The sequence below is a fragment of the Sphingobium sp. RC1 genome, assembly GCF_059738765.1.
In genome coordinates this window covers 690,739-708,416 of record NZ_AP027306.1, presented here as the reverse complement: position 1 = coordinate 708,416, position 17,678 = coordinate 690,739, and the positions used below count along the sequence as shown (strand labels likewise).

The 17,678-nt window shown below is 63.6% G+C and carries 18 protein-coding genes, 1 tRNA gene and 2 pseudogenes; 8 read left to right on the top strand and 13 right to left on the bottom strand.

Features of this window, described 5'->3' with window-relative positions:
- Nucleotides 1-14: 14 nt before the first annotated feature.
- The 4 genes from AC6JBC_RS03570 to AC6JBC_RS03555 all read right to left on the bottom strand — a co-directional run bounded on the left by AC6JBC_RS03570 (nt 15) and on the right by AC6JBC_RS03555 (nt 3,706).
- Complete coding sequence (locus AC6JBC_RS03570; RefSeq protein ID WP_498025425.1) at nt 15-605, bottom strand: histidine phosphatase family protein; 591 nt, start codon at nt 603-605, stop codon at nt 15-17.
- A 3-nt stretch (nt 606-608) separates the two neighbouring features.
- Nucleotides 609-1,355: a cytidylyltransferase domain-containing protein gene (locus tag AC6JBC_RS03565; RefSeq protein ID WP_498025424.1), complete on the bottom strand. Its 747-nt coding sequence runs from the start codon at nt 1,353-1,355 to the stop codon at nt 609-611.
- A 56-nt stretch (nt 1,356-1,411) separates the two neighbouring features.
- On the bottom strand, nt 1,412-2,419 hold the full coding sequence (locus tag AC6JBC_RS03560; RefSeq protein ID WP_464789188.1) for a KpsF/GutQ family sugar-phosphate isomerase: 1,008 nt from the start codon (nt 2,417-2,419) through the stop codon (nt 1,412-1,414).
- A gap of 288 nt (nt 2,420-2,707) precedes the next feature.
- Nucleotides 2,708-3,706, bottom strand: a complete 999-nt coding sequence (locus tag AC6JBC_RS03555; protein WP_464787366.1) for an NAD-dependent epimerase/dehydratase family protein — start codon at nt 3,704-3,706, stop codon at nt 2,708-2,710.
- Between the two features lie 191 nt (nt 3,707-3,897).
- On the opposite strand from AC6JBC_RS03555, the gene AC6JBC_RS03550 reads away from it, so the two are divergent.
- Both AC6JBC_RS03550 and AC6JBC_RS03545 read left to right on the top strand, forming a co-directional pair.
- The gene (locus AC6JBC_RS03550) at nt 3,898-5,028 is read left to right on the top strand and encodes a GNAT family N-acetyltransferase (protein ID WP_498025422.1); all 1,131 of its coding nucleotides are present in this window, start codon (nt 3,898-3,900) and stop codon (nt 5,026-5,028) included.
- The gene (locus tag AC6JBC_RS03545; RefSeq protein WP_498025421.1) at nt 5,025-5,885 is read left to right on the top strand and encodes a cupin-like domain-containing protein; all 861 of its coding nucleotides are present in this window, start codon (nt 5,025-5,027) and stop codon (nt 5,883-5,885) included. Before AC6JBC_RS03550 ends, AC6JBC_RS03545 begins: the two co-directional genes overlap by 4 nt.
- Here the strand turns inward: AC6JBC_RS03545 and AC6JBC_RS03540 are convergent.
- The 3 genes from AC6JBC_RS03540 to AC6JBC_RS03530 all read right to left on the bottom strand — a co-directional run bounded on the left by AC6JBC_RS03540 (nt 5,863) and on the right by AC6JBC_RS03530 (nt 8,391).
- A complete protein-coding gene (locus AC6JBC_RS03540; RefSeq protein WP_498025420.1) occupies nt 5,863-6,933 on the bottom strand; it encodes a GNAT family N-acetyltransferase in 1,071 nt (356 codons plus the stop codon). The two genes, AC6JBC_RS03545 and AC6JBC_RS03540, sit on opposite strands and share 23 nt — an antisense overlap.
- A 57-nt stretch (nt 6,934-6,990) precedes the next feature.
- Entirely contained in the window at nt 6,991-7,356 is a 366-nt protein-coding gene (locus AC6JBC_RS03535; protein ID WP_498025419.1) for an Mpo1-like protein, read from the bottom strand.
- Nucleotides 7,357-7,419: 63 nt separating this feature from the next.
- Complete coding sequence (locus tag AC6JBC_RS03530; RefSeq protein ID WP_498025418.1) at nt 7,420-8,391, bottom strand: serine hydrolase; 972 nt, start codon at nt 8,389-8,391, stop codon at nt 7,420-7,422.
- A gap of 84 nt (nt 8,392-8,475) precedes the next feature.
- On the opposite strand from AC6JBC_RS03530, the gene ung reads away from it, so the two are divergent.
- Nucleotides 8,476-9,168 carry a uracil-DNA glycosylase gene (ung, locus tag AC6JBC_RS03525; protein WP_498025417.1) on the top strand — a complete coding sequence of 231 codons (693 nt, stop codon included), beginning with the start codon at nt 8,476-8,478 and terminating at the stop codon, nt 9,166-9,168.
- Between the two features lie 270 nt (nt 9,169-9,438).
- Here the strand turns inward: ung and AC6JBC_RS03520 are convergent, their stop codons facing one another.
- On the bottom strand, nt 9,439-10,110 hold the full coding sequence (locus AC6JBC_RS03520; protein WP_498025415.1) for a spermidine synthase: 672 nt from the start codon (nt 10,108-10,110) through the stop codon (nt 9,439-9,441).
- Nucleotides 10,111-10,248: 138 nt separating this feature from the next.
- On the opposite strand from AC6JBC_RS03520, the gene AC6JBC_RS03515 reads away from it, so the two are divergent.
- On the top strand, nt 10,249-10,695 hold the full coding sequence (locus tag AC6JBC_RS03515) for a hypothetical protein (RefSeq protein WP_449474674.1): 447 nt from the start codon (nt 10,249-10,251) through the stop codon (nt 10,693-10,695).
- A gap of 249 nt (nt 10,696-10,944) precedes the next feature.
- Here AC6JBC_RS03515 and rpoZ read toward each other — a convergent pair whose 3' ends face one another.
- A complete protein-coding gene (gene rpoZ / locus AC6JBC_RS03510) occupies nt 10,945-11,289 on the bottom strand; it encodes a DNA-directed RNA polymerase subunit omega (protein ID WP_449474068.1) in 345 nt (114 codons plus the stop codon).
- Between the two features lie 123 nt (nt 11,290-11,412).
- Between rpoZ and AC6JBC_RS03505 the strand changes: the two genes are divergently transcribed.
- On the top strand, nt 11,413-12,615 hold the full coding sequence (locus tag AC6JBC_RS03505; RefSeq protein ID WP_498025414.1) for a phospholipase D-like domain-containing protein: 1,203 nt from the start codon (nt 11,413-11,415) through the stop codon (nt 12,613-12,615).
- An 11-nt stretch (nt 12,616-12,626) separates the two neighbouring features.
- Here the strand turns inward: AC6JBC_RS03505 and ald are convergent, their stop codons facing one another.
- A complete protein-coding gene (ald, locus tag AC6JBC_RS03500; protein ID WP_498025412.1) occupies nt 12,627-13,742 on the bottom strand; it encodes an alanine dehydrogenase in 1,116 nt (371 codons plus the stop codon).
- Between the two features lie 230 nt (nt 13,743-13,972).
- On the opposite strand from ald, the gene AC6JBC_RS03495 reads away from it, so the two are divergent.
- Nucleotides 13,973-14,063 (top strand) — tRNA-Ser (locus AC6JBC_RS03495).
- An 84-nt stretch (nt 14,064-14,147) separates the two neighbouring features.
- Nucleotides 14,148-14,252 (top strand): annotated as a pseudogene (locus AC6JBC_RS03490) (IS6 family transposase); the annotation flags it as partial.
- 76 nt (nt 14,253-14,328) lie between these two features.
- On the opposite strand, the gene AC6JBC_RS03485 reads toward AC6JBC_RS03490, so the two are convergent.
- From AC6JBC_RS03485 to AC6JBC_RS03475, 3 genes are read right to left on the bottom strand one after another with little or no spacing between them, the layout of a single operon-like run.
- On the bottom strand, nt 14,329-15,537 hold the full coding sequence (locus tag AC6JBC_RS03485) for a family 43 glycosylhydrolase (protein WP_498025410.1): 1,209 nt from the start codon (nt 15,535-15,537) through the stop codon (nt 14,329-14,331).
- Nucleotides 15,538-15,580: 43 nt separating this feature from the next.
- Entirely contained in the window at nt 15,581-16,165 is a 585-nt protein-coding gene (locus AC6JBC_RS03480; protein WP_498025408.1) for a hypothetical protein, read from the bottom strand.
- Nucleotides 16,166-16,178: 13 nt separating this feature from the next.
- A complete protein-coding gene (locus AC6JBC_RS03475; RefSeq protein WP_498025407.1) occupies nt 16,179-16,547 on the bottom strand; it encodes a hypothetical protein in 369 nt (122 codons plus the stop codon).
- Between the two features lie 116 nt (nt 16,548-16,663).
- On the opposite strand from AC6JBC_RS03475, the pseudogene AC6JBC_RS03470 reads away from it, so the two are divergent.
- Nucleotides 16,664-17,536: pseudogene (locus AC6JBC_RS03470) on the top strand (recombinase family protein); the annotation flags it as partial.
- Nucleotides 17,537-17,678: the final 142 nt, after the last annotated feature.

The window sequence follows — 17,678 nt, the reverse complement described above, 5'->3', positions numbered from 1 at the left end:
GGTTATGGCGAGGTTTAGGGCCGTTGGTCCCAGTTGCAGAGGGTAACGGCGCCGTCCAGCGCGACGGTCAACTCACCATAGGCTCCGGTGCGCAGTTTGAGCGAGGCGGAGGAGAGGCCGAGCGCTAGCAAGGCAAAGCGGGCGGCGCCGTTGCTGGTGACGAGCAGATCCGTCCCCTCCCCGCTTTTCGCGAAATAATGCTGCCAGGCGGCGATGCGGGAGGGCGCGTTGACGGTCCAGCCGGGGGGCGGGGTGGCTTGTGCGTCCCATTGGGTGAGCGCCTGCTGGCCAATGCGGGCGAGGACTTGCGCTTCGGGGAGGCCTTCGTCGGGGCCGTGGTCGATTTCATCTAGCCACGGGAGCGTGCCGGTGACGGGCTGGTTGAGCGCGGCGGCGATGCGGCTTGCGGTTTCTCTGGCGCGGCTGAGCGGGCCGCTGTGGATGTGGTTGGGGTTCAGGCCTTGCGCGGCGAACCATTGGCCGAGGCGGTCGGCCTGGGCGCGACCGCTTTCTACGAGGGGGAGGTCCGTGCCCGCGCCGATGCGGCAGGCGGTAGCGCTGCTTTCGAACGTGTTGCCGTGGCGGATGATGAAGATGCGGCGCATGGGTCAGGCGGGCGTGGGGTCGCCATGGGTGGCGATGAGGGCCTCTACGCGGTGGATGTCGGCCTCTGTGTCTATGCCGGAACTGTCGAAGATGGGCGGGTCGACGGCGACGGTGGTGACCGGGATGCCGAGTTCGAGGAGGCGGAGCTGTTCCAGACCCTCCAGCTTTTCGAGCGTGGTCGGGGGTGTTTGCTCGAAACGGGTCAAGGCTTCGAGCGTGTAGCCGTAGAGGCCGACATGGCGCCAGACGGGCGAGAGCGGCTGGGTGGCGCGCAGGGCCTGTTCGTCTCGGATGGCGGGGATGATGGTCTTGGAGAACCAGAGCGCGCGGCCATCGGGCGCGCGGGCGCAGGTGGTGCCGCTGAAGGGTGAGCGGAGCTTATGGTCGCGCAGGGCGTCGAGAGTCTGCCAGTCGAGGGCGATGACGGGGGTCGCGACCTCAGCGCCTGCGTGCAGCGCGGCGATGACGGCGCGCAGGGCGCCTTGCGGCTGGAAGGGCGAGTCGCCTTGCAGGTTGACGACGAAGCGCGGGGGTTCCGGGCGCTGGAGCGCGGCGGCGAGCGCGCGGCCGGAACCGGTCGCGATGGCGCTGTCCGTCATGGCGGCGGCGCAGTCAGCAGCGTTGGCGTGATCGGCGATTTCGCGGTCGTCGGTTGCCACCACCAATTCCGCATCGGCGATGCCGGAGATGGCGGCGCGCGCCATGGCGATGGTCCGGTGCAGCAGCGTCCGCCCGGCGATCAGGCGCAAGGGCTTGCGCGGCAACCGGGACGAGCCCGCCCGCGCCGGAATGACGATGATGCTGTTCAGGCGACCCCGGCGTGCAGCAGGTCGTGCATATGGACGGCACCCGCCAGCCGCCCGCCTTCGCAGACGAAGAGCAGCGTGATGTTATGCATGTGCATCAGGCGCAGCGCTTCGGACGCCAGATCATCAGGCCCCACGGACAGCGGAGGCACGGTCATGAACTGGCCGACGGTTTCGGTCAGTTGCCGCGTATCGGTGAGGGTTCGCCGCAAGTCGCCATCGGTGAAGGCGCCGATCAGTTCGCCAGCGCTGTTGACGACCGCCGTGCCGCCAAGGCGGGCACGTGTCATTTCGATGGTGGCGTCGAGCAACGACGCATCTTCGGCCACGCGGGGGACATTGTCACCGGCGGCCATCAGATCGCGAACCTTCAGCAACTGCGCGCCGAGACGGCCATTGGGATGGAATTTGTGGAAGTCATCGGCCGAGAAGCCGCGCATTTCCATGAGCGCGATGGCGAGCGCATCGCCAAAGGCCATCTGGACCGTGGTGGAGGTGGTGGGCGCCAGTTCGTTGGGGCAGGCTTCGCGGACGGCGGGCAAAAGCACGCAGACGTCGGAAGCGCTGGCGACGGTGCTGTCCGCGCGCGCCGTGAGGCCGAGCAGCGGAATGCCGAACCGCTTGCAATATTGGATGATGGGGCCAAGTTCGTTGGATTCGCCCGAATGGGACAGCATCAACACGATGTCGTCAGGCGTCACCATGCCAAGGTCGCCATGACCCGCATCGGCCGGATGCATGAAGAGCGCGGGGGTGCCGGTCGAGGTCAGGGTCGCCGTCATCTTGCGTGCGACGATGCCGCTTTTCCCCATGCCGGTGACGATCAGGCGCCCGCGCACGCTCATGATCATGCCAGCGACGCGCAGGAATATCGCGGCGAAATCACGATCGGAGAATTTGGCCTCCAATGCGTTCAAGCCCTGGGAAGCGACGGACAGGGTTCTACAAGCGGTTTCCACGATCCGGCTGCCGGAACCAAAAGGCACAATTTTCGATAGTGTCGACACAAGTTCGCCCTTTTTTCCACGACGCACGGCAGGTTTTCCTGATCGATGCGCCATGGCGGCGGCCGCCATTCCGGCGCTCCGCCCTAAACCTCGTTATAAGCGACCCATTTCGGCTCGAAGCCGTCCCGGTGAAGGGAATAGAACCGTTAACGGCAGAATGGCAATTTAATTTGCCAACATGAGCGAAGATTTGCGCGCCTTTATTGCCACATATCCCGCAAATTATTGCTTATATGTTGAGGGCCGGAACTTTCCACCGAAGCGTGCGTAGTGCCGTGGTTTTGCCGGTTATCCTGCGTGATAATCGCGATACCAGGACACGAAGCGCGGCACGCCGACCTCTATGCCGGTGGTCGGCGCGAAGCCGATATCCTGGGCAATCGCGCTGATGTCCGCGAAGGTGGCGGGCACGTCGCCCGGCTGCATGGGCTGAAAATCAATCTCCGCCTTGCGCCCGATCGCCTGTTCCAGCACCGATATGAGATGCATCAGCTCTTCCGGCCGATTGTTGCCGATATTGTAAAGCCGGTGCGGCGAGCGGCTGCCGCCCGCCTTTAGCGATCCATCATCCGCAGGCGCGTGATCGAGGCAGCCGATCACCCCATTTACGATGTCGTCAATATAGGTGAAGTCGCGCTGCATCCGGCCATGGTTGAACACCGGGATCGGCTCCCCCGCCAGGATCTTCCTGGTGAAAATCCACATCGCCATGTCCGGACGACCCCAGGGGCCATAAACGGTGAAGAAGCGCAGGCCCGTCATCGGAATGCGGAAGAGATGGGCGTAAGTCTCGCTCATCAATTCATCGGCGCGCTTGGTCGCGGCGTAGAGCGAGACGGGATGGTCGGCGCGGTCCTCCACGCGGAAAGGCAGGCTGTCATTGCCGCCATAGACCGAGGAGGAGGATGCATAGACCAGATGCCGCACCCGCCGTTCGCGCGCCAGTTCGAGCATGTTGACATGTCCGGCAAGGTTGGAGCGGACATAGGCATGCGGATTGATGAGCGAATAACGCACGCCCGCCTGCGCGCCCAGATGCACGATCGCCTCCACCGTCTGCCCCGCAAGCGCGGCGTGGAGCGCGTCCATGTCGGCGAAATCCAGTTCGGCGAAGGTGAACAGCTTTCCATGCCGCTGTTGCAGCGTGGCGATCCGGTCACGTTTCAACGAGACCTGATAATAGTCGTTCATATTGTCGATGCCGATCACCGCCCGCCCGGCGGCGAGCAGCTGGTCGGCGACGGCCATGCCGATGAAGCCGGCAGCGCCAGTGACGAGAATGGTCATGCGGCCACCAAGCTATGTGACAGGATCGGGTGGGTCGCCATGGGAATCTCTTTCAGCCGTCGCGGGTTAGCTTCATCGTTAACAGACAATCCGGCGCACGATGTAAAGGGCTTTCCCCCAAAGAGGCGGTCGGCTGACCCAAATGAGGCAGTTTAGTCTTTCCCTAATCATTGAAGTTTATGCGCTTTCCCATGGACATGGCATCGCATCCCCTGCCCAATGGCACCCGTGCCTATGGCCCCGCGCAGCGCGCCCGCTGGACCGCTTTGGCGGCGGAGGCGGCGGAGGCCAACGCCTTTTACGCGCCGGACATGTTGTGCGCGGCGCTGGACCATCTGGCGGGTACGCCGGGGGTGCGGATGATCGAGGCGCATGCGGGAGGGAAGTTGATCGGGCTGTTGCCGGTGACGGTGGCGGCTCGGCACGGTCGCCTGCCGATTTCCTGCGTCACCAACTGGATGCATGAGCATTGCTTCTTTGGCGCGCCGTTGATCCGGCGGGGTGATGAGGTGGCGGCGTGGCGGGGATTGCTGGCGCAGTTGGATGACGCGCATTGGGCGCCGGGATTTTTGTACCTGCGGGGACTGGATGCGGCGGGCGCCAATGCGGCTGCGCTCGAGGCCCTGTGCGTCGAGCAGCGGCGGGGGCGGCGCGAGGTGCATCGTTATGATCGCGCGATGCTGCGATCCGATCTGGATGCCGATGCCTATTGGGAAACGCATGTGCGGGCGAAGAAGCGCAAGGAGATCAGGCGGCTGCAAAAACGGTTGGCGGACCTTGGCACGGTGAGCCAGCGCCTGCTGCTGGACCGGGCGGAGCTGCCGCATTGGTGCGCCGATTTTCTGGCGCTGGAGGCTTCGGGGTGGAAGGGGCGCGAAGGGTCGGCGCTTGGCTGTTCTCCGCAGGACGCGGCCTTTTTCCGGGCGGCTTGCGCGGCGGCTTTCGATGCGGGGCTGCTGCATTTCCTGCGCATTGACCTGGATGGGCGACCGATCGCGATGCTGGCGAATTTCCGCCATGGCGAGGGCGCCTTTTCCTTCAAGATCGCCTTTGACGAGGAGATGGGGCGTTTTTCGCCCGGCGTACTGATCGAGCTGGCGAACCTGCATGCGGTGCAGGGTGATCCGGCGATCGGATGGATGGACAGTTGTGCCGCGCCTGATCATCCGATGATCGACAGCCTGTGGGCCGAGCGGCGGACGATCGTGCAATATCGCGTGGCGCTGCATGGCCGGGGCATGGACCGGATCGGGCGGACGGCGGCTTTCGCGCTGGCCAATGGCGTCGAGGCGATCGCCAGCCATATGAAGGGACAGGGATGACTGCTCACTTGCCGATCAGCGCGCAGGTTTTCGATGAGGACGCGCGGGAGATATTCGCGGGCGCCTATCCGGATGCGTCGGTGAAGTTGCATCATGGGCTTGTTGGGCATCCTCTGCTGGCGATCGATGCGCTGGCGGGACTTGCGGAGCGGATGCCTGCCGCGTCGGTCGAATATAATCTGGGCAAGCTGCCGTTGGGTGTGCGGCCGGAAGATACGCCTGCCAACGGGCTGACATTGGGCGAGACGATCCGGACGATCGAGAGCAATGGCAGTTGGGCGGTGCTGAAGAATGTCGAGCGGGATGCGGCCTATGGGGCGCTGCTGGACGCGGCGTTGGCGGAATTGGAGCCGATGGTGGACGCGCGGACGGGGCCGATGCTGAACCGGGAGGCGTTTATCTTCCTGTCATCGCCGGGCAGCGTGACGCCGTTTCACATGGACCCGGAGCATAATATCCTGCTCCAGATTATGGGCGAGAAGGTCATGACCGTCTTTCCGGCTGGTGATCAGGAACTGGTTCCCGCGGTTCAGAGCGAGGCTTTTCATGCGGGCGGGCATCGCAATCTGAATTGGCGGGATGATTTTCGCGGGCGCGGGACGGCGGTGAAGCTACTGCCCGGCGACGCGATCCATGTGCCGGTCAAGGCGCCGCATTTCGTGGAGAATGGCGCGGGCGTGTCGATCAGCCTGTCGGTGACATGGCGGTCGGAGCGTAGTGTCGCGGAAAGCGAGCTGCATGGGCTGAACGCGCTGCTGCGGCGGCGGGGATTGCCGGTGGGGCGGATCGGCGCTGCGCCGGAGCGGCAGGGCGCGCGGCGGCTGGCCTATCGGATCATGCGGAAGCTGGGCGTTTAAGCAACCGGCGGAGCAGCGCTTCAGCCTCCAGGCGGGGCGAGAAGCGTTCCAATATCCACCATTCGAGCGCCTCTTCGCGGGTGGCGAGGCTTTGCTTGTAGCGGTCCTTCCCTGCGAGGAGGGAGTAGAGGGTTAGGCCCCGCTCTGCATAATAGGCGACGGCAGCGGTGTGACAGAGGAGGCCCGGCTTGTCCTTGGCCGTGCGCGGGGCGGCGAAGGCGGACTGATAGTTCAGCGCCTCGCCCCTGTGGATGAAATTGACCAGCAGGCCGACCGGGCCGCCTTCATCGGTGAAGCGGAGGAGTTCGACTTCGCCACTGGGGATGCCTTTGCCAGCGAGGGTGAGGAGGAAGCGGCGGAAGGCTGGGGCTTCCCAAGCGTTGTCTTCGTGGCGGCCTTCGTTGAGGGCGCGCATTTCTTCGAGCCATGTGGCGGTTTCCTCTGCGGTGGTGGCGGCGGTGACTGTGGGGAGGCCGTTGTGGTCCTTGATGGCGCGGCGAATCTGGCTGCGGGTGTTGGCGCTTAGCAGGGAGAGATAGTCGCCATTGGCGGCGCGGACGGCTTCGAGATCGGCTTGATAGACGGGCGAGCGGTCGAGGCGGGTGGCGCGGTGGGCTGGCATCGCAAGCAATGGGGAGCCGGGCGTAATGCCGCTGAGGCGAAGGGCGCGCCAGTCGGTGCGGTGCTGGAGGGCGGCGTGGAAAGCTTTGGCGGCGTCTGCTTCGCTGCCGCGCCCGGCGAGCAGGCCGTTATATTCGACATAGGGGCGGTCGGCGGCTGGATCGCCCGACTGGTTGAGCGAGAGGGTGGCGCAGCGGCCGAGCAGGCGTGGCTGCATCGCGTGGCCCGTGAGTGCGAGGGCGACGTCCCTGCCCTCTTCATCGGTAACGCAGATCAGGTCGGGGCGGACGGCGTAGCTTTCGAGCCAGCTGCTGGTCCAGGTCCAGCCGAGGAAGAAGGCGGCGTCTGATGCTGCCTCAAGCGCCTGCCAGCGTGGGGCCAGCGTGGCGAGATCGGGCAAGGGGGAGAAGTGGGCGGTGAGGGCCATCGCCGCCTCTTGTGGCAGAGCGGCGGGGGCGGTCAAGTCACCGGCGTGAAGGGATGTCTAGAGGTTGAGGCGCTTGGCGGGGTCGACCGATCCGTCGGGGCGGACGCCTGCGCGGGCGAGATCGCGGCGCATGCGTCCGGTGAGGAAGCGGAACCACATGCGGAAATCGGCGCGCAGGGACCAGAGGGGATGGCGGAGAGTGGCGGGCTGGTTGCGTTCGATCAGGGCGTGGGCGGCCCAGGCAAAGCCGTAACCGGCGACAGGCAGGGCCGGAAGCAGCCACCAGCGGCCGGTCAGGGGCATGGCGGCAAGCAGCAGCACAACGGCGCTGGTTCCGGCATAGTGCATCGCCCTTGTCGCGGGGCGTGCATGTTCCTGAAGATAATAGGGCCAGAAATCGCTGAACGCCGCGACATCGCGCATGCCATCCTCCCGCTGCGGACGACCGGGCTATAGCCAAGTTCAATCCATGTTAAGGGCGATGCGTCAGGCCGTGTGTGATTCAGGGGCGAAAAGGAAATAGTCGTAGGCCGCTCGCGCCACTTCGGCCATGATGCGGTCACGGGCGGCGTGGCCGCGATGGTCCTTCATGACGAAAACGGATATGGCGATCGGGCGGCCGTCCGGCAGGGTGATGATGCCCGTGTCATTGCCCAAACCGTTGAGCGTGCCCGTCTTGTGCGCGATCGGCGTGCCGGGCGGGAGCATGGCGACGAGGCGCGCCTTGCCCGTCTTGCACCGCGCCATGATGCCCATCAGCATGGCCGTGCTGCCCTTCTTCAACGCCTTGCCATGCTGGATGATGGCAAGAAGGTCGTTCATCGCGCGGGGCGTGGAGGTGTCGCGTGGATCGGCGGCGAAGGCGAGGTTGGGCATGTCCATCGCGTCGCGCGATCTTGCTGACGGGGCGCTTTCGACCTCGTCCCCTGCCCCGCTCGCTCCCACCTTCGCGCGGGCGAGCAGTTGGGCGGTGTTGCTGTCCACCCGCTGGCCGCGAATGCCGAGCGACTGAAGCCAGCCATTGACCGCCTGCGGCCCGCCAGCGCGCGCGACGAGCGCGTCGGTCGCTTCATTGTCGCTGCGGGTGAGCATCAGGTCGAGCAAGGTCGTGACCGGCATCGGCGTGCCGAGGCGCGGGAGCTTTTCATCGAAACGCAGCGTGCCCGCGTCGGCGAGCGACAATATCTTGCCCGCCACCGCGACCTTGTAAGTGCTGGCCATGGGGAAAAGCGTGTCGCCATTCAGCTCCAGCGTCTCGCCATTGCGCAGGTCGCGCACCGCTATGCCGACGGTGCCGTCGCTGAGCGCGGCGAAACGGGCGAACTCACCAAGCAAACGCGATTGCGCGCTTTGATGCACCGCATTGGGCTGGGGACCGAAGGCGTCCGCCGTGGGCAGCGGCGCGAGAAACAGGCCGAGGCCCGCCACAAGGGCGGTCGTGAAGGAAAGGCGCGGCATGATTTTCCTTTCCCTCATTTTCAGGCGGGGAGCAAGGCTGCCGTGCGGTTGACAGGCCGTTGCCGGGCAGGTCATCAGGCGAGCATGACCGCAACGATCAAGCTCGACGAAAGCTGGCGCGCGCCGCTGCGCGAGGAATTCGACCGCCCCTATATGCAGGCGCTCAAAGCATTTCTGGAAGAGGAGAAGCGGCAGGGAAAACGCATATTCCCCAAAGGGAGCGAATATTTCCGGGCACTGGACCTGACGCCGCTGGGTAATGTGAAGGCGGTGATATTGGGGCAGGACCCCTATCATGGCGAGGGTCAGGCACATGGGCTATGCTTCAGCGTGCAACCGGGGGTACGGACGCCGCCGTCGCTCAAGAATATCTACAAGGAGCTGAAAAGCGATCTGGGCATCGACGCGCCGCGTCATGGGTTTCTGGAGCATTGGGCGCGGCAGGGCGTGCTGCTGCTGAACAGCGTGTTGTCCGTAGAGATGGGGCGCGCCGCTTCGCACCAGAAGCGCGGCTGGGAAGAGTTTACCGATGCGATCATTCAGCTGGTGAACCGACAGGAGGAGCCGGTCGTGTTCCTGCTGTGGGGCGCCTACGCGCAGCGGAAGGCGGCGTTTGTGGATCAGACGCGGCATTTGGTTTTGAAGGCGGCGCATCCTTCGCCGCTGTCTGCGCATAATGGGTTTTTGGGGTGCCGACATTTCTCTCAGGCTAATGCCTTTTTGGAAGCGAGGGGGCGTGGGGGGATTGATTGGGCTTTGCCGGAATGTGGGGTTTAGGGGGTGATGGTCACTGCTTGGCGTCATGCCAGCGGAGGCTGGCATCTCGGGAGGTAGCGTTCGGTCTGGTGGCCTGAGATCCCAGCTTCGCGGGGATGACGGAATTTTTAGGAAGGGGTTGTCGCGCCCTCTCCCGTTCGCGGAAGAGGGAGGGACCCGCCGCGCAAGCGGTGGTGAGGGGTTGCGTTCCCACCCTCATCCAACTTCGCCTAGCCAGCTAGCTGGCAAGGCTGCGTATCCTTCTCCCGCGAGCGGGAGAAGGAGTAGGCTCTATCGCTTCTGGGCGAACCAGATGACGTGGCGGGGGCCTTTGCCGTTGTCGCGGGCTTTGACCGCTACCTCATCGACCAGAAAGCCTGCGTCGCGGAGGCGGCGGGTGAAGACGGCGTCGGGGGCAGCGGACCAGATGGCGAGGATGCCGCCGGGCTTCAGCGCGGTCTTGGCGGTGGAGAGGCCAGCGGAGGAATAGAGGCGGTCGTTGGCAGGCGCGGTGAGACCGTCGGGGCCGTTGTCCACATCGAGGAGGATGGCGTCATAGCGTTGCTGGCTGGCGGCGATCTCTGCAGCGACGTCGCCTTCGATCAGGGTGACGCGCGGGTCGTCGAGGCAGCCTGCGGCCAGTTCCACCATCGGCCCGCGCGCCCATTCGATGATCTTGGGCACCAGTTCGACGACCGTGGCGCGACCGTCCTGCCCCATGCCCGCCAGCGCCGCGCGCAGGGTGAAGCCCATGCCGTAACCGCCGATCAGGAGATGCGGCGCCTTTCGTCCCTTCAGGCGCTCAAGCGACATGACGGCTAGCGCCTTTTCCGAACCACTCATGCGGCTGCTCATCAGCTCGTTGCGATCGAGAACGATCATGTGATCGCCGCCCCGGCTATAGAGCTTCAATTCCTGTCCGCCCGGCACGGCGGCGGTGTCGATGAGTATGCGAGGGGTCACTGGCAGGTCCTTGTGTCGATGGCCCCGCATGGCAGCTTGCTTGAGCCGAGGCAAATCATCAAAGGCTGGCGCAGGAGGCGCCCTGCCCCTATCTCGCGGGCAGTCACTTCTCCCTTTCCAGCAGGCAGTCCTTTTTTCATGCGCTATTTCCTCGACACCGAATTCAACGGATTTGCAGGCGCGCTGATCAGCGTCGCGCTGGTGCCGGAATTTGGCGACGATGAATTTTACGTGTCGCTGCCGCTGGCGGAGGAGCCGCATGGCTGGGTACAGCGCAACGTCATCCCCTATCTGCGCCATGTGCCGCCGGGGATCGACATGGAGTTGGGCCGGGTCGAGGCCGCGCATCATCTGGCCGACTATCTGGCGGGCGATCCGGAGCCGGTGATCGTTGCCGACTGGCCGGAGGATCTGGCCCATTTCTGCGCGCTGCTGGTGACGGGGCCGGGGCAGATGGTGGATATGAACGGGTTGCAATTGCAGCTGGTGAATGCGGCGGGATTCAGTGCGGCGGCGAATAGCAGGATACCGCATAATGCGCTGCATGATGCGCGGGCTTTGCGGGATTTTTGTTTGGGGAATTGAGGGGTGAGAGGGAAATATGGGGCTTTTCCCAAACCTTCGCACTTCCCGTCATCCCAGCGGAAGCTGGGATCTCGTGAGGCTGGGTTGCGCGTTATCGCCTGAGACCCCAGCGTGCGCTGGGGTGACGGATTTAGGGGTGACGAATTTAGGCAACGGGTCCGCTTGCTACTCCACAGCCCCAAAACGGATCGAGGCCCGGTCCTGCTTGCGCAGGCCGAGCCTCATTCCCTCTCCGAACCGATAAACGGATCAGCCGTCGTAGTCGCCGCCGACATTCTGGTTGCGCGGCGGGGCGGCGGCGGTGAGGCGCAGGGCCTCTGCCGACTGGGCGATCGAACCGATTTCGTCCGGCGTGTCGTCGTCGTCGATCTGCACCTTTTGCAGCGACCCAACGAGCGAATCATGCAATTCGGCCGGGAAAACGGTTTCTTCAGCGATCTCGCGCAGGGCGACGACCGGGTTTTTATCGCGGTCGCGGTCCAACGTCAGTTCAGCGCCACCGGAAATCTCACGGGCGCGCTGCGCCGCAAGCAGGACGAGGTCAAAACGGTTGGTAACCTTGTCGACGCAATCTTCGACGGTAACGCGGGCCAAACGGGCGCTCCTGGCAAAATGATGGAAATCGTGAGGGCAGCGCCTATCAGCGGGCGAGCGGGGAGTCAATGAAAAGCCCATAAAGCCATGGCGCATAGCGGCAATTAGGCGCATGAACGGGATATGGCGACCAACCGGCAGTCCCCAGCGAAGAGCGACGAGGCCGGGATCGGCCTGTCCATCCGGGGGCACCGGCTGGACGTGATCGAACATGGTCCCGCCCTGCGAGAGAGGCTGATCGGCCTGATCGATGGCGCGCAGGACAGCCTGAAGCTCTATTATTACATCTTCGCCGCCGACGAGAGCGGGCGGATGGTGCTGGACCGACTGATCGCGGCCAGAGGGCGCGGCGTTGCCGTGACGTTGATGATCGATGCGTTCGGATCGGCCGACACGCCGGCTACCTTCTTCGACCCGTTGATAAAGGCCGGGGGGCGGTTTGGCCGATTCGGCGCGCGGCGGTCTACCCGCTATCTGATCCGCAACCATCAGAAGATGACCATCGCGGACGATCGGCGGCTGCTGCTGGGCGGGTTCAATGTGGAGGATGCCTATTTCGGATTGCCCGAAGAGGATGCCTGGGTGGACCTTGGCCTTCTGATCGACGGGCCGCAGGTCGCGGCGATGACCAACTGGTATGGGCAGCTGTGGCGGTGGGTATCGACCAGCAAGCAGAGTTTCCGCACATTGCGGCGGATGGTGCGACATTGGCACCCGTCGCTGTACCATGATCCCGATGATCCGATGCGATGGCTGATCGGTGGGCCGACCCGGCGCTTAAGCCCATGGGCACAGGTAGTGAAGCATGACCTGGAGCATGCGCGGCGGGTGGACATGGTGGCCGCCTATTTTTCGCCCGGACGCGGCATGCTGAAACGCATTGCGCGCGCGGCGCGGCGGGAGGGCGCGCGGCTGATCCTGCCGTCCCGGTCGGACAATGGCGCGACGGTGGCGGCGGCGCGGCTGCTGTACGGACCGCTGCTGCGGCGCGGGGTGGAGATATGGGAATATCAGAAGTGCAAGCTGCACATGAAGCTGATCGTCATCGATGACGCGGTCTTCATCGGATCGGCCAATTTCGACATGCGCAGCCTGTTCCTGAATCTGGAGATCATGCTGCGGATCGAGGACAAGGCGTTGGCTGACGAAGCGAGGGCGTTCATCAGCCGTCGCGCAGAGGAAAGCCGACAGATCACGCTGGAACGCTACAAGGCCCAGCGCGGGGTGCTGACTTTGGTGAAGCAGTGGATCAGCTATTTCCTGGTGGGAGTGGTGGATTACACCGTCACCCGGCGGTTGAACTTCCGCAATCCGGACGCGGATTAGGGGGGCGGTCATCAGGCCAGCGCTTCCTCCGCCGGGGTAAAGGGCAGGTCCAGCGCCTGCGCGACGGCTTGGTAAGTCACTTTGCCGTCCCAGACGTTGAGCCCCGCGAGAAGATGCGGGTCGGATTGCAGAGCCTTCTTCCACCCCAGATCGGCGATACGCAGCGCGTGCGGCAGGGTGACGTTGTTGAGCGCGTATGTGCTGGTGCGCGCGACCGCGCCGGGCATGTTGGCGACGCAATAATGCACAATGCCATCGACGATATAGGTCGGATCGGCATGGGTGGTGGGATGGCTGGTTTCGAAACAGCCGCCCTGATCGATCGCGACATCCACCAGCACGGAGCCTTTCTTCATGGTCTTGAGCATTTCCGCGCTGACCAGCTTGGGCGCGGCGGCTCCGGGGATGAGCACGGCGCCGATGACGAGGTCCGCCTCTGCCACGCATTCGGCCAGATTGGCGCGGTTGGAAAAGCGGGTCTTGGCCCGCGCCTCGAAATAGATGCCGAGCCGTTCGAGCACTTCGGGGCTGCGGTCGAGGATGGTGACGTCCGCACCCAGGCCCGCCGCCATCTGCGCTGCATTGAAGCCGACGACGCCACCGCCGATGACGCAGACCTTGGCCGGAAGGACGCCGGGCACGCCGCCGAGCAGCACGCCCCGCCCCCCATTCGCCTTTTCCAGCGCCGTCGCGCCCGCCTGAATCGACATGCGTCCGGCGACCTGGCTCATGGGCTTCAGCAGCGGGAGGCCGCCGCTTGCGTCGGTGACGGTTTCATAGGCGATGCAGACAGCGCCCGACGCCATGAGGTCACGGGTCTGATCCGGGTCGGGCGCGAGATGAAGGTAGGTGTAGAGGATCTGGCCCGGGCGCAGCATGGCGCGCTCCTCGGGCTGCGGCTCCTTCACCTTCACGATCATTTCGGCCGCGTCGAACACGTCGCGCGCGCTCGGGACGATCTCGCCCCCGGCTCTGGCGTACAGCGCATCATGCGCGCCAATCCCCTCCCCTGCGCCGCTTTCCACCAGCACGCGATGGCCATGGGCCGCCAGTTCATGCACGCTCTCAGGCGTCAGGCCGACGCGATATTCGTGATTCTTGATCTCCCTGACCGTGCCTACAATCATGTTCAGCCTTTCCGTTCCGGAGAGATGCCGCATCTGGATAGGGTATCGCCGCAAATGTAGCTGTTGTTCCTGAATGTAGGTTGCCGCCGGACATTTGCCTATCCGTCACGGTCCATCGGACGCAACGGACAGGCAGTAAGCATAGCGCCGCGAAATTGAAGCAGGAAAGTCGCGGCATCCCCTTGCCACCCGCCGCGCGCCGCGATAGGGAGCCGCCTTCCAGTGCATGCGGAGCGGTGGCCGAGTGGTCGAAGGCGCTCGCCTGGAAAGTGAGTATACGTCAAAAGCGTATCGAGGGTTCGAATCCCTCCCGCTCCGCCACCTATTCCATCCCATTCGTTCGCATTTGGCCAGAAACTCTCGGATTTCCGCCATTTCTGCGGTGCCATTCGTTCGCAATTGTCCAGCCTCCACAACCACTTCGCACTGGAACGCCACATCGTCGATCGACAGACCTATAAGGAAAGACGTTCAGCTGCCCTGGCTGAGTGGCAGTCTCTCATGAACTGATCCCCTACCCTCCCCATCCAAAGTGCATCGTGTGGAGAGCAGTTCGTCTTTGTCTGACAGCACCTCTGACACGCAATCATGCAAATTCGCTGACCCGCCAATCATCCCGCCATTCGATTATTGGCCGATCGCCTGAGAAGCGGATCGGCAGCCAGACATAGCGCGAGATGGAGGTGTTGACGTGAAAGAGGGCGGCACCGCCGCTTTTCGTGAAGAACTGCAGAGCCTTCACCTCTGCCGGAGTGGGGGGCGATGGTGGTTTTGACGTGACCTTTCGGATCGCCGACCTCAGATTTTCTGAGATGGTCCCGTCGTCGAAATCTTCCCCGCCAAGCTCGCTCAGGTTCGGGAACCAGCGGTCCGCCACGGCGATGTAGAGATCCTTTTTCGTCGGATGCTTGAAGATGCAGCTTATCTGCGAGTTGAAGGACGTCCGGCTGCGGTCAGTCGGATGCAGGTCGCCCAGGGCCTCAAAGGGACCGTGGTAATCAGGCGCAACGACAACGGTGGAAGGATTGGGGAAATAGCCGGTCATCGCCGACGATGTCAGGTACAGCTTGCCGCCCCGTCGGAAGCAGGCGATCCCTTCCTTGACGTCGGGCGGCGACGCGGGGAATTGACGGGACAGACGGTCGGTCACCCCGCACCAGTCATCGGTCAGTTCGATACAGACCAGTTCCTTATGATCATGTTCGAAATACATATAGGCCCGACCGGTGTCGGGATCGGCCACCAGATCGAAATCGCCGGCCGGCATCCCTGCAGGCATGAGATGATTGTTGACCATGGTGTAAGGGCCGGTGATCTTGTCCGCCGTCAGCACAATCCGATGTTCCGGACCAAAACCGCGCACCTTTATCCAGCACACGAATTTGCCGGTCTTGCGATTATGCAGGATGTGCGGTCGTTCCGGGAAGACGGTGGGGCTAAGCGCTGTTTTGGTGCTTGAGGTGTCGGGCGGAATGAGGAGCCCCGCATCGTCCCAATTATACAGGTCCATAGAGCGATAAAGACGGATACCCCAGCTTTCCGGAGTGCCCTTGCCGGTCGTGAATTCCTTGTTTTCGCCATACCAGTAGAAGATGCCGTCAACATGGATGACGCCGCCGGCATGCGCCTGGATCGGCTTGCCCGACGTGTCGGTCCAAATTTCACCCGGCCTGAAGCTGGTGCGACGATGCCCGGCTTTGCCCTTGGTCTTCGCGGCAGATGCGGTCGCCGCGATCCATGTCAAGGCAAAGCCCGACAGGCCGGCTCCGATGAGTTTTCGCCTCGATAATGTCACCCGATATCTCCTTGATGGCGTTCGATCAGCCAGTTTGTTCGCTTCAATTCAACGGCAGGTCGCGATAGGGGCGCAGGATCACTGGGCCGATCAATCCTACTTGCTTCAGCATCTTAGCGCCTTCCTTCGTGGTAGCTTCCACGGCATTGCGCAGAGGCGTTGCGACGCGCACTTCGATCCGGTTCGCCCCCGCCCGCAGGAAGGGGCCGACATCGATCCCGGACGTGTCCTGATAGCTGCTCGGCGGCACGGCCGATCCGTTGACCGTCAGGCGGAACGTGTCCACCACCTGCCCAAGATCGAGCCATGCGCCATCGCCACTGCTCCACGATGCGGGCAATTGAATTTCCGTCACGTAAAAGCCCAGGCCGGCCTTGTCCGGATGCCCGAGTGCGCCCCAGCCTGGTAGGCTGTGATCGGCATCGGTCTGCACGGGCACGACCGGCAGGCGCTGGCGGCGGGTATGATCCAGGCCGGGCAAATCGCTATCGTCGGCGGTCCAACTTTCGATTCCGAGCGTCCAGCGGTCGAGCGGCATGGCTGCCAATAGCGGCTCGACATGGGTCTGGATGAGCTTGCCGTTTGACAGCCTGGTTTGGAAGTCACCTGCATGATCGGCGCGTAGCAATAACTTCGCGCCATCACCATCTCGCAGACATTCTGCCCATGTCGGGCACGACGTTGTCGTCTGGTATCGGTGGCATCCCTATTTCGAGCGCACGGTTCGGTGCGAGTATACCGAGGAACGGGCGAACGGCAGAGTCGCCCACATTGTGGTGAGCCCCGGCGAAGTCATCGTAGTTCCGGCTTGGATGTTGGATCGCGAGGTGTGCGATGCGTTCAGCTTGGGTAGCCCTCAGGTTGCCGTAGATGCGTTGACCGATCTCCATAGCCTCTTGATCGACGCGGACCTTCGTAATGCCCTGCTGAGCGGTTTGAACGCTCAGGAGGTAAACGATGAAGACCTTGCCCCCACCAACGCGGCTGCCGGCGCTGCGCCAGTTGATCATGCCGCTCGACACCAGAAGCCTGGACGGTCTGACGAGAGCCCAGCGCGTCGTCGTGGTGGCAAGCCTAGCCAAGTTGTTGATGGCGGCCGCAGGCGTCTCGGACGAGGAGACGACCAATGACGGGCGGTAATCTCCTTCCGATGGCCCTGCTGAGGCGCAAGGCAGTTGTTTACGTCAGGCAGTCGACGCCCCAGCAGGTCAACGGGAACCTGGAGAGTCAGCGTCGCCAGTATGAACTCGTCGATGTTGCGCGCCGCTGGGGATTTCGTGATGTCGAGGTGATCGATGAGGATCTTGGACGCAGCGCGAGCGGTGCAGTGGATCGCCCCGGCTTTGAGCGTCTGGTGGAGGATCTGTGCACGGGTCGCGTCGGCGCCGTATTGTGCCTTGAGGCCTCTCGCCTTTCCCGCAACGGACCCGACTGGCACCGGCTTCTCGAGCTTTGCGGCCAGGTCGATGCTCGTGTCATCGACATCGATGGGGTCTACGATCCGGCCAAGCCGAACGACCGGCTGCTGCTCGGCATGAAGGGCAGTATCAGCGAGTTCGAGCTTTCTGTAATCCGTGCCCGTATGTACGAAGCTGCACGGCAAAAGGCTCAGCGCGGCGAACTGCGCATCAGCGTTCCGATCGGCTACATCTGGCATCGCGACTACGGTCTGAGTTTTGACCCCGACATTCGAGTTCAGGAGGCCATCAGGCACATATTCGCGCGGTTCCGCGAGATAGGTAGCGCCCGCCAGGTGCTCATCGCGCTGACCGCCGAAGGTATGCATTTCCCGCGCCCATCGGACGGCAAGATGATGGTCTCCTTTGATTGGGTTCCGATCCGTTATCGCAATGTAATTAGCGTGCTCAAGAACCCGTTCTACGCCGGTGCCTACGCCTATGGCAAAACCGAGAAGCGCACCCAGATCGTCGATGGTCGAGTGCGCAAGAGCTATGGGCATCGCAAGTCGTACGACGATTGGGGCATCATGCTCAGGGAGCATCATGACAGCTATGTCAGCTGGGATGAGTTTGAGCGGAACCAAAGGGTCCTGGCGACCAACGCCTACGGCAAGGCCGGCGGCATAAAGTCCGGCCGCGGTGGCAAGGCTTTCCTCGCAGGCATGCTCACTTGTGGTCATT